Below are 12,525 nucleotides of genomic sequence, written 5' to 3'. Positions count from 1 at the left end.
CTTTAAGTTATAATGAAACTAATATGAAAAATAAATCGTTTGAAAGTCAACTTTTTGAGATGATCAAAGAAATTAAAGCTGATATTGCGAATATAAAAGTTGAAATTGCTGAAATGAAAGCTGATATCACAGTCTTAAAGGGATTTCATAATATTTAAAAATATTTGTAACCATCGTGTAACTAAGCAAACTAGGTCATTAGGATAGTGAAAGTGATATTGACCTAGTTAAAAAGGCATTCTGAATCAGAGTGCTTTTTTAGTAAATCAAATTGCATTAATAATAGTAATATTTTTACGCAATCAAAAGTACATTTATTAAAACTATTAAAAACACAGATGCTCAAAAGTTTGAAAATTACATTCGAAGTCATAATATTGGAGAAAAATTGGTTTTAAACTCTAGAAGTAAACTGGCCAAATTGTGTGAATGAAATGGTAATCCAATTGAAGGAAAAATATTAGATGATTATAAACTAAAGTCAGACGTTAGTTTAAGTTATAATGAAACTAATATGAAAAATAAATCGTTTGAAAATAAACTTTTTGAGATTATCAAAGAAATCAAAGATGAAATTGTAAGCATTAAAGCTGATATTACAATCTTAAAGGGATTTCATAATATTTAAAATATTTGAAACGATCATGTAATTATGCAAACTAGGTCATAAGGATAATGAAAGTGATACTGACCTATTAAAAAACGCATTCCCGAATAAGGATGCATTTTTTGATTTATGAATGTTTACTTCATAGAAGGAACAATTGGATTTGTGCCATTATAAGCATTTGCTCCGGTTATTGCTTTATCTGCTAATAACAAGAATGCGCCACTAAATTGTTCTTCGTTTTTGGTTGTACTTGCTTCATTTAATAAAGTTGTATAGTCATAGAATGTTTTAAAGTCATTTGCTCTTGTTCGTACTGATTTAGCAACTCCACCGACATAGCCGTCGGCAGGATTGTATTCTATGTATGTATTATTTATTTTTGATAAATTAGGTACACTGTCTTTAACTGCGTTAACATCATATAAATAAACTTTTTTAACATTATTACCATTTGGTATTGCTTGAGTAATTACCGAGGCCATTCCAAAAGAATATCCATTAATTGGCAATTTAGCTCAGTAATTATTACCTACATATTGTGCTAATAATGCTACTTGAGATTTTGTTAATTCATTTCCATCGACATCAACTAATACTACTTGTCAAATATTATCCTTGACTTTTAAAACAGATTTTGTATTTCAAAATAAGTATTCCTTACCAACTAGATCTTGTTTAAGATTATCGGTTTTAATTTCAATTTCTTCTTTATCTGCAGAATTAGATTTTGAAACTATTGTAAATTTAACACTAGGAGTAACTTTTCCAGTTTTATTATCAAATGAATTACTTATTGCAACCGGTTTACTTAAATCTAATAAGTAATTTTTGAAGAATTCTTTATATTCAAATATTATTAAGTCAACGCGGAAGACATTAAATAATTTTCAGAAAAAGAAATCTAAATCACTTGAATTATTTGATCTAATATTTGCTAGATGTGATAGTAATTCAACTCTTTTAATATTTGTATCTGCTTTAATAACTGCATCAGTGTATGCTAAGGGTTTGTCAAAAACTTTAGCAAATTTATATAATTCAGTTGAAAACTCACTTACAACGAAGTTTACAATTTTTATTGTTTTTCCTTTGGTAATTGTTATATCAAATGTTTTGGCTCCTTCAGCTTTATCATTTACAAAATTACTAAATGTAACATTAAAACCATTAGTGTTATAAGTTTTATTTATATTTTCTAAAAATGTTGTTACATCTTTATAGTCAGTTGAAGCGTTTGGTTGTCTAGTTTTTGATTTCGTAATTCCGCTTGTACCTAAGTAATTAACAAAAGCTTGAACATCTATAGCATCTTGTCTATCTTTTGCAGCTTCTGCTTCAACGAATACTTTAGATTTAAATCCTGATATAACAATTGTGACTTCTTTACTAATACGATTTTTAGTTAAAGTAATTGTTACGGTTTTAGTACCTAATTGATCATCATCTTTACTTTTGAAAGTATATGTAATATCACTTGCTTGTTTATAAGAATATGGATTTGATATTGCTAAATTAAGCAAAGCTAAATTAGTAATTGTAATTTCTGAAGGAAATTTAGATGAATCTTTTGCTTTCTTATTATCAGCTTTTAATTTTACTACTTCCGTTTCTAAATAATTTTGTGTTGCTTTTGCGGTAGTTAAAAACCCTGAAATGGTAATTGTAATTTCTTTAACTACACCATCTTTCATTAAAGAAATTGTTACAGTTTTAGTACCTAATTTATCATCACCTTCACTTTTGAAAGTATATTTAATATCACTTGCTTGTTTGTAGGAATATGGAGCTGATATTGCTAAATTAAGTGAATCAAAATCAGTTATTAAAACTTCTGAAGGCAATTTATTTGAATCTGTTGCTTTTTGATTTTCATCAATTTTTAACTTTAATAATTCAGCTTCTAAATAACTTTGAGCTAATTTAGAAGTAGTTAAAAATCCTGAAATAACAACATCAATTTTTGCACTAATTTCACCTTTGCTTAAAGTAATTTCAACTACTTTTGTACCTTTTTGATCCTCATCTTTAACTTTAAATAAATAAGTCACATCAGTATTTATATTAAATTTATATGGGGATTTTAAAAATTTATTTAATGTTGTAAAACTATCTATTTGTGCCTGGCTTGGCAATAAATTACTATCATTAGTTTCTTTAGTTAAACTATCAAATTTGACAATTTCATCATTAATAGCTTTTGTATTAATAAATGTAGTAGTACTGTATCCGGTAATTAATCAGGTTAAATCTTTATTAATACCTCCTTTAGTTAAACGAATAGTAACAGATTTAGTTCCGTTTTCATCATTATCAATAACTTTTAATAGTGAATAAGTAATAGAATTATCTACTATTAAACTTAATTCAGGTTCAACTGATGTCATTAATTGTTCAAAACTAGTAATTTCTTGTTCAGATGGGAGAAAGTTTGGAGTATTTGTAATTCTGTTTTCTGGTAATAATTTTTGATTTTCAGCTTCTAGAGCTTCAGTAGTTTCAAGTTTGATTTGATTTGGTAAATTTAATTTGAAAATAACATCTTCAGTTTGTCTTATGTCATCAACAATTTTAATGTTGACATCTAATGTTACTGAATTAGCTATTGGTTGGGTAAATATTATACTTTCGATATTTGCTTCACCTAAATCTTGACTAAATTGTGTTTCAAATCAACTTTTAATTGTATTAGTTTTATTATTTAAAGTTAAATTAATCGCTAATAAATTTCAACCATTTAAATCTAACGTGTCATATTTTGAAACTGGATTGTAAGTTTTATTACTAATTAAATTAGCAATTGTTGCAATGTCAACTTTAAACTTGCTTTTTGAATCAACTAAATTTCCAACTACAAAGCTTACTACTTTTGTTTCATTAACATCATTGTATTTAATAGTTACAGTTAACTTTTTAGTATCTTTATCAAAATTTAATTTCTGAATGCTTGCGAATTTTCCAATTGTAGCACTTACAACTGAACCAAATAATTTGTCAACTTTTTGATCAACTGTTTCACTATTTAAATCTGAAATGTTGTTTATGAATTCATTTAGTTCAGTTTGTGTTTTTAAATCTATGGTTTTTCCACTTAAAGCTTCAATAATACTATTTAATTTTTCTTGATTAGTTTTATTTAATGGATTAGCACAAGCAATTGAAACTGCTGCCGTTGTTCCTACTACAAATGGTAGGCTTGTGAAAAAAATTATTTTTTTTAAGTTCACATTTACTCCTTACTCTTAAGAACAAATTTTATAAAATTCACAAAAAAGGTAATTTAAATATTTGACTTTTATTTACCAGATTTTTAAGATTTATTTAGTGACTAAAAATTAATTTTATTTAGATTTTAATTCTTAATTATCTTTATATAGAATTCGAACAACAGCATCCAAATTTTAGAGTTATCTAAATTTTAACCTTAACATTTCGTAATTTGAAAATCACTTATTGTTGAGTTTAGAATTGCTATGCTAAAATTTAAGTACATTGAATAAGCTCCAGAATTAAAACTACCGAATTAGCAATTGAAATGTAAAAGAAATTAAAGGACAAATATAGATGGCTCTAAATTTAAGTTAAATGTGCTTTAAGTTATAGTGAAGCTATATGAAAAATATGTTATTTGAAAATAAACTTCTAAAATGGTAAACGAAACCTAAGTCAGGAATTTCAATCATTAAAACTCATATTCGACAGGTGAAAACAGATACTGAAGTATTAAAGGGGTTTCATAATATTTAAAACTAAAAAACATTCCGTAACAAAATGCTTTTTAGTTTTATTGAATTTTATTTTTTAGAAGTATCTTCGGGATTTGTGCCGTTATAAGCGTTTGTTCCTGTTATTGATTTATCGGCAAATAAGATGAATGCACCACTAATTTCTCTATAAAATTTAGTTTCGCTTTCAATATTTAACATAGGGTCTCCATAGAATGACTTGAAGCTGTTTTCTCTTGCAGAAACTGATGCAGAAATTCCGCCAATATATCCTTCAGAAGGTTTGTATTCTGTGTATGTATTATCTAATTTCGATAAATCAGCCACACTATCTTTAACTTTGTTAACATCATATAAATAAATTTTCTTAACTGTTTCATATCTTGGAAGAGCTTTGCCAACAACCAATCACATACTGAATGCATATCTATTAATTGAAAGTTTTCCTCAGAAATTATTTCCTGCGTATTGTGCTAATAATGCTACTTGAGATTTTGTTAATTCTCTTCCATCTATATCAACTAGAACTACTTGTCAAATATTATCTTCTACTTTTACAGCAGGTTTTGAATCTCAGAATAAGTATTCATTACCTACTAAGTCAGATCTATCATTATCAACAACCATTTTAACTTCTTGTTTGTTGGCAGTATCAAATTTAGAAACTAGAGTAAATTTAATTGCTGGTTTAACTTGACCGGTTTTATCATCAAATGCATTACTTACTACAACAGGTGTACTTAAATCTAGTTCGTAATTTTTTGTAATTTCTCTAACTGAGTTATATTCCATTGAAGCTTCAAATACATAAAGTAATTTATCAAAGAACTTATCTATATCACTAGTAGTATTTGTAATTATATCGGTAATATATGCTTTTAATTTTATTCTGTCAGCATCAGTTGTTGCTTTTAATGGATAATGAGCGTATTTATTAGCTTTTGAAAGTGTTTTTACAATATTAGATAATTCAACTGAAAAGCCGCTAACAGTAAATTTAACAACTTGGCTTGATTTACCTTTGACAATAGTTATATCAAAAGTTTTACCTCCGGTATCTGCATTGTTTACGAAATTAGCAAAAGTAGCACTCATACCATCGTGTTTAATGTTTTTATCTATATTGTTTAAAAACTCTGTTAAATCTTTATAGTCTGTTGAACTATTAGCTCTTCTACTTTTTGATTTAGTTTCACCAGTTGTACCTAGTGACTCAACAAAAGTTTTTAAATCTGCTGCATCTTGCTTTTCTTTTTCCACTTCTGTTTGTGATTGGAATCCAGCAATTGTGATTGTAATTTCTTTACTTACGCTATTTTTTGTTGCAATAATTTTTACTGTTTTAACACCAGTGTTATTATCATTAGTACTTTCAAATTTATAAGTAACATCTTTTTGTTGTTCATAAGCAAATGGAGCAGATATTGCTAAATTTAATGAAGCAAAATCACTAACTGTAACATCTGAAGGTAACTTATCTGGCTGAGATGCTTTTTGTTCTTCAGAAGGTTTAAGTTTAGCTAATTCAACTTCTAGTTCGTTTGCTATTTCCTTATCAGTAGTTAAGAATCCTGAAATTGTAACATCAATTGTTGCTTTAACATCCCCTTTTGTTAAAGTAACTGTAACTACTTTAGTTCCTTTTTCATCATCGTTTTTAGATGTAAATGAATAAGTTACATCTTTACTTAAAGTAAATGTATATGGCTCACTTACTGCTTTATTTAGTGAATCTAAACTATCAATTGTTACTTGGCTTGGTTTTAAAGTACTTTGTTTTGCTTTTTTAGTTAAACTTGCAAATTTAGCAACTTCTTCATTAACAATTTTAGTATCAACAAATGTAGTAGTGTTGTATCCACTAATTAATCAAGTAAGATCTTTATCAATACCTTCTTTTGTTAATCTAATTGTAACTGACTTAGTTCCAGTTGCGTCATTATCAACTATTTTGAATAACGCATATGTAATTGCAGCATCTTCGGTGTAATCAACAGCTGGAGCAACTAATTTCATTAACTCTTCAAAACTGTTAACTTTTTGTTCAGAAGGCAGTAAGTTTGTAGAACTTGTTACTCTACTTTCTGGGAAAAGTTTTCTAGATTCTAATTCTAAAGCTTGTGTAACTTCTTTTTTAATTTGATTTGGTAAGTTTAGTTTAAAACTAACATCTTTTGTTTGTTCGATGTCATTAGAAATTTTAATACTTACATTTAATGTAGTTGTACTACTTGCAATTTGACTAAAACTTATATTATCAATTGATGCTTCATTAAGATCTTTACTAAATTGAGGATCAAATAATGATTTGATTATTTCGGTATTATCACTTTGAGATAAACTATTTGCTAATTGAGTTCAACCAGCTGAATCTAAATTGTCATATCTAGTGATTGGATTATATGTTTTATCACTAATTAAGTTAGCGATTGTTGCTAAATCAACTTTAAAATTACTTTTTGGATCAATTAAATTACCAACTGTAAAAGTTGCACTTCTTGAATCAGCGACATTGTTATATTTTATAGTTACAGTTAAACTTTTAGTCGCTTTATCAAATTCAATTTTTTCAATTTTGGCGAACTCACCGATATTGGCACTTATTGGAGTACCAAATAAATCATCGATAGTTTTGTCGATATTTTCGTTATTTACATTATTTATAGTGTTAATAAAATCACTTAATTGGGTTTGAGTTTTTAAATCTACAGTTTTACCATTTAGAGCAGCGATAATACTATTTAGTTTGTCTTGGTCGTTTTTACTTATTGGATTAGCACAGGCAATAGACACCGCTGCCGTTGCACCTACTACCAATGGTAGTCCAGTAAAAAATATTAATTTGTTTGCTTTCATGTATGACTCCTTATTTTCATGCCTATATCCTATATAAATCACTAAAAAATTAATTCAAATATTTATAAATTCTTTAAAAATTTTTTTGTTGTTTTTTAAACAACTAAAGCTGAAATTATTTAGATCATTTTACTAAAAAAACTTAAAAAACCTAAATTCGACATTAAAAATAATTAAAATCTTATCTTTTAATTTTATTCAGGTAAATTTTCCTATTTAATACCTTCAGCAACTTGTTTTGATCTAGGTTTATCTAAATCTCAGCCATTACCACCATTTGAATGAAGTCCGCCTACTATTACATCTAGAGTCGTGCCATTTAAACTTAATGTTAAAACATACACTCTTATTTTAATTGAATCATAGACTCCGCCAAGTAATTTAGATTTAACTGTTGGTATAGACATAAATGCTTTAATAGTAATTTGATCAGTTTGATTATTTTTATTAAGCAATTTAACTTTAGTTAATGTTGCATTTGCTTCAGGCCCAGTTTGTTCATTAACAGACCTTAATCATAAGCCTTGAGCAATTCTTGAATTAAGATTTTCTAATATGTTTGCAGTGCTATTTTTAAAATAATCTTCTCATTCTTTAAGACTTCAAAAAGCATTATAAATCCCATAATTATTATCAGCAGCTCTTATACTTACAATTTGAGTTAGTAATTGCTGATTATCACTAACTAAGTCTGTTAGTGTTAAAATTGATTTTTTTAATTTAGATAAATCTGTGCTTTCATTACCATATTTATGCTATATATGTAACTAAAGATGTATTAATATCAATTTTAGATAAATAATATTCAATATTTAAAGTAGTGCTACTAGGATTTGTAGTTATTACTTAGATATTAAAAACAGGTAAATATCCACTTAAAGTAGTTGGACTTTGATTTTCATCTAAATTAGTACTTAAGAGTGCATTAAATTTACTTTCAATATTATTATGTTTATTTCAAGCGGCTATAGCGCTTTTTCTAGTTAAAGCTAATTGATTTTTTTCTAGATCATATTGATGAACTAATCAATTTGTTCTTGAACTTCATTTTTGATATCAACTTTTAGCAGCTTGATCACCTTTTTTAAATCCAGAAACAACAAAAGGAACTGTTTTAGTTCTAGCACTAGGACTAGAAATAATGATATTAAATGATTTTGTACCATTACTTAAATTATTAACAAAATTACTAAAAGTTATATTTGTATTTCTAGTATTAAAATCACTTTCATTAATATCACTAAAAAAATCAAGTGCACTTGAATAATTATTTAATTCAGATGGAACTGTATTTTTGTACTTATGACTTAAAGATTTAGTTAATTGTCTTAATCTATATTCAACATCATTAACATCTAATATATCTTGTTTAGCTTGCGGAATTGTAAAACCAGTTACTGTAATATTTTTAACACCTAGTGAATTTTCATCACCAATTAATAATCCACTAACATCATATAATCATTTATTTCATAAAAGTCGTGCTTTAATAATTAATTTTGCTTCTGTATCATTTGCTTCGGCTAACTTAATAACATATTCATCTTTAAAAGGATATGAATTTAATTCTAAAACAGAATTAGGTAATGAACCTAATCTAATTGAAGGAAATAAGCCTAATAATTCTGCTCTAGTTAATTTAGCTTCTTTAGAAATTGGATCATATTTAGCTAAATTTTTTACAAATAATTCTGCTGAATCAGCTTTAGTTGGTACAAATTTATATTGATCTAAAACAGAATTATAATAAGCCGAAACATCACTAGTAATATAGCCATAAAAATTCACACTATGAGCATTTACATTTTTAAAATCATAATCTAATCTAGATCCATCTTTAGATAGATACTGATTAGTTGAATTTTTATATAAGACAAATCAAACAGCAAAAGAACCATTTTGATCAGTTGCTTCTGATTTATTAACAATTGATCTTAATGAATAATCATCGTTAATTACTAATTCTGATTCATCAGTTGTTAAATTATAAATAGAATTAGAAGTTGGTTATAAATTTAATAAATCTGTAACAGCTTCAAATATTTTGAAGTTATGTGTATTTAATAAATTTGATACTACTTCAGTAGCTCTTTTTTTTCTTTCAAGTAAATTTACAATGCTTGAATTAACAAGTTTAGGATAAATATTTAAAGCCACATTTTTATCAATTTCAGAAGGAATTGACTTTTGATTTCATAATGGTCCAATATTAATTGTTACTTGTTTTTCATTAATTGCATTACTTAAAGTAAGTTTGACATTTAAAAAAGTAGATTCGCTATTAGGTTTTGTAACTGCAATTTTAGTAATTAAAGCACCATTTAAATCATTACTAAAACTAGATTCAATTCGCTTTTTAAATTCATTATTTAAACTATGTAAATTAAAAGATTCTATTCATGTCATTCACTCGAAGGGAGTTCTAGATGAATATTCAACTTTAGGTTTATATGTTTTACTATTTAGATTATTAAAAATAGCATCTAAATCAATTAATGATTTTAGATTAGCAATTTTAAATGTTACTTCTTGATTACTAGTTGCATTAGGATAAGAAATAATTAATTTTAAACTTACATCTTCACCATTTGTATTAAAAGTAACTGATTCTATTTTTGCAATTTCTCCAAGAGCTGCTTGAAATGTTGGCAATAATAAGATTTTAATTTTTTTAGTTATGTAATTTGAATTAGAATTAGTTAATGCATTAATAGATTTAGATAAATCATTAACTAATATTCCATCATCAGCATTAATAGTTTGATCAGAAATACCTTTGATTATATTTGATAAAGCTAAATTAGCACTAACACTAGGATTTTGATTGCAGGAAATAGTTGCAATAAAACTTATTAGTAAAGGACTAATTAGAAGTGAAATTAGTTTACGTTTTTTCATATATTTCCTTTCAAGACAATATTGCTTTTTAATTTTTAAACCGTGATTATTTTTTTAATCTGCCTTATTATAAAAAAATTGCTTTTTTGCTTAAGTATTAATTAAAATCTGATTTTTTTTAAATTTAATTCAAAAAATATGTAAGCAAATTAAAAATCAATTATTATTTTTGAATTTAATAACTATCAACTTACATATTTTAATTAGTTTAAAAAACATATAAATAGTTATGAAAAAAAGCACTTTTAGATTTATAAAAGTGTGATTATTGAAAATATTATTTAATACTTAAAAATGTTTTAAATACTGTTTTCTATTTTCTTTTTTTGATAAATTTAAATACTTATAAGTTGTTTCAACTTTTGAATGCCCTAATTGCAACATTACCGTTTTAGGATTAGCGCCTCTTAAAAGCATATGAGTTGCATGGCTTCTTCTTATACTATGAGGAGTATATTCATTGCCTAAAACTTCTTTAACTCACATTCTTAATGTTTTATAACTATATTCAAAACCTTTAAATAATTTTGTTGTCTCAAAATTATGAAAAATTTCTCTAGTTTTATTACCTTTACCAACTACTTTAATAGTAGATTGATCTACTAAAGTTAAACTTTTAAGTTCATTAGCTCTAATCCCTGTTTCAAATAAAAGTCTGACAATAATATTTTTATAATTGTCAAGATCACTTGTTTTTTTATATAAAAAATCTTTTGTAAATACTTGTCTATAAACATTAGGAATTTTCGAAAGTTTTATTCTTGATAAAACATTCGTTCTTTTATCCTTTTTGAATTTCAAATATGATAAAAGAACATTGTAATGTGTTCACATAGTATTGGGGCTGTATTTATCATCTAACAATTTTGACCTAACCAGTCTCATGTCAGATAATAAATCAACATAGTTTTCTAATATATTTTTATATGTTTTTATGGTGTTTTTTGAATAATTATTTTTATCTAAATATTTAATGTATTTGTCCATTTTTACCTTTCTTAAATATATTTATAATGATATAAATATTGAAATTTATATTCGTTTATATTCATGCTAATATTCAAGGTAAAATAATGGCAATTTTGATACAGGTTTAGGTGCTGCAACTATTACAAAAGTTGTTGTAACTGCGCCCGCTAATGATGAAGCGACAACTATTATTATGACATTAACATTAAGTAATGGGACCGCTAATAAAGATGTAAAAATTACAGTTAGTCCACTACCAAGTAAAAAATCATTAGATAGTAAAATTACACCAGAAAATAAAAATCAACTAGATGTAAATGAGGTTAAAACAGCTTTAGAAGCTATTAGTGTTAGAACAACTGTTAATCATAAAAATGATTTACCCGATGCAAAAAATAACTATGATGATGCAGCTAAATTTTTAGCAGATATTAACCAAAATAAATTTGATACGAAAGAAACTACATTAACTCTAAGCAGTTTTAAAAATGATGCTAACTTTGGAATCAAATCATTTACAATCACAATATCAAAAACAGGTGCCACAAGTGCAACACTAACAGTTACAGTTAGCGGTTTTAAAACAACAGCCCAAGGAGCACCAGCGGATGTAAATGCTGTTAAAGCTGCTTTAGAAGCAGTTAATCCTAAAACAACAGTCGGGCATAAAAATGAATTACCTACAACTAACAACGATTATAAAACTGTTGATGAATTACTAACTGATTTAAATCAAAATACTTTTGATAGTAAACAAGCAACACTAGCTCTAGGTAAAACAACAAATGATGAAGCAGCAGGAACAAAAACAGTTGTAATCAGTATTTCAAAAAAAGATGCTACAAACACTACAGCAACAATTACTATAACTGGATTTAATACAACGGCTAAAGTTGCTCAGGCTGAAGTTGAAACAGTTAAAGCTGATTTAGAAGCAATGGAACCAAAAGTAACATCTAAACATACATCGGATTTGCCAACTGAATCAAATAATTACAAAACAGTTAATGAGTTATTAACTGATCTTAAAAAAGAAAGCTTTAACAAAAAATCAACTACTTTAGCTTTAGGTGAGATTACAAACGATTCAACTAAAGGAACTAAAACAATTATAATTACTATTTCTAAATCAGGTTCAAAAGATGCAACTACTAAAATAACTGTTACTGGTTTTAATACAACCGCCAAAGTTGCACAAGCTGATGTAGATGCGGTTCAAAATTCATTTAAAGCATTAGTTGATAAAACAACTAAGAAAACAGCCGAATATCCTTCAGAAACAAACAATTACAAAAATAAAGAAGACTTCTTTAATGATATTAGTTTAACTAATTTTGAAGAAAAAGGGGTAGCTTTTGCTTTTGTAGAGAACCCTTTAAGTAGGGCCAGATCTAAACTTAAGGGGTTTTTCTTATGAAACTAACATATGAAGACAAAATCAAAATAATCGAGATGATCGATAAAGGTGTT

At 26.3% G+C, this 12,525-nt stretch carries 8 protein-coding genes; 2 read left to right on the top strand and 6 right to left on the bottom strand.

All coding sequences use genetic code 4. From position 1 onward, the window contains the following. The first annotated feature begins 388 nt into the window (after positions 1-388). Entirely contained in the window at positions 389-628 is a 240-nt protein-coding gene (locus tag CG473_RS00040; RefSeq protein ID WP_094254274.1) for a hypothetical protein, read from the top strand. Between the two features lie 116 nt (positions 629-744). On the opposite strand, the gene CG473_RS00035 is transcribed toward CG473_RS00040, so the two are convergent. From CG473_RS00035 to CG473_RS00010, 6 genes are all read right to left on the bottom strand, one after another. Further along, entirely contained in the window at positions 745-3,834 is a 3,090-nt protein-coding gene (locus CG473_RS00035; RefSeq protein WP_094254273.1) for a lipoprotein 17-related variable surface protein, read from the bottom strand. 567 nt (positions 3,835-4,401) lie between these two features. Beyond that, positions 4,402-7,188: a lipoprotein 17-related variable surface protein gene (locus tag CG473_RS00030; RefSeq protein WP_094254272.1), complete on the bottom strand. Its 2,787-nt coding sequence runs from the start codon at positions 7,186-7,188 to the stop codon at positions 4,402-4,404. A 212-nt stretch (positions 7,189-7,400) separates the two neighbouring features. Next, positions 7,401-7,643 (bottom strand): hypothetical protein, encoded by a 243-nt coding sequence (locus CG473_RS00025; protein WP_094254271.1) that lies wholly within the window; start codon positions 7,641-7,643, stop codon positions 7,401-7,403. 391 nt (positions 7,644-8,034) lie between these two features. Beyond that, entirely contained in the window at positions 8,035-8,976 is a 942-nt protein-coding gene (locus CG473_RS00020) for a hypothetical protein (protein ID WP_094254270.1), read from the bottom strand. 219 nt (positions 8,977-9,195) lie between these two features. Beyond that, positions 9,196-10,086, bottom strand: a complete 891-nt coding sequence (locus CG473_RS00015) for a hypothetical protein (protein ID WP_094254269.1) — start codon at positions 10,084-10,086, stop codon at positions 9,196-9,198. A gap of 288 nt (positions 10,087-10,374) precedes the next feature. Next, positions 10,375-11,073 (bottom strand): tyrosine-type recombinase/integrase, encoded by a 699-nt coding sequence (locus tag CG473_RS00010; RefSeq protein ID WP_094254268.1) that lies wholly within the window; start codon positions 11,071-11,073, stop codon positions 10,375-10,377. Between the two features lie 175 nt (positions 11,074-11,248). Here CG473_RS00010 and CG473_RS00005 point away from each other — a divergent pair, with 175 nt between their 5' ends. Next, complete coding sequence (locus tag CG473_RS00005) at positions 11,249-12,478, top strand: hypothetical protein (RefSeq protein ID WP_094254267.1); 1,230 nt, start codon at positions 11,249-11,251, stop codon at positions 12,476-12,478. Positions 12,479-12,525 lie beyond the last annotated feature (47 nt).

This window comes from Mycoplasma testudineum, assembly GCF_002245785.1.
Taxonomy (GTDB): Bacteria; Bacillota_I; Bacilli_A; order Mycoplasmatales; family Metamycoplasmataceae; genus Mycoplasmopsis_B; species Mycoplasmopsis_B testudinea.
The sequence above is the reverse complement of the archived record's forward strand: the minus strand, read 5'-3'. Positions and strand labels throughout refer to the sequence as shown.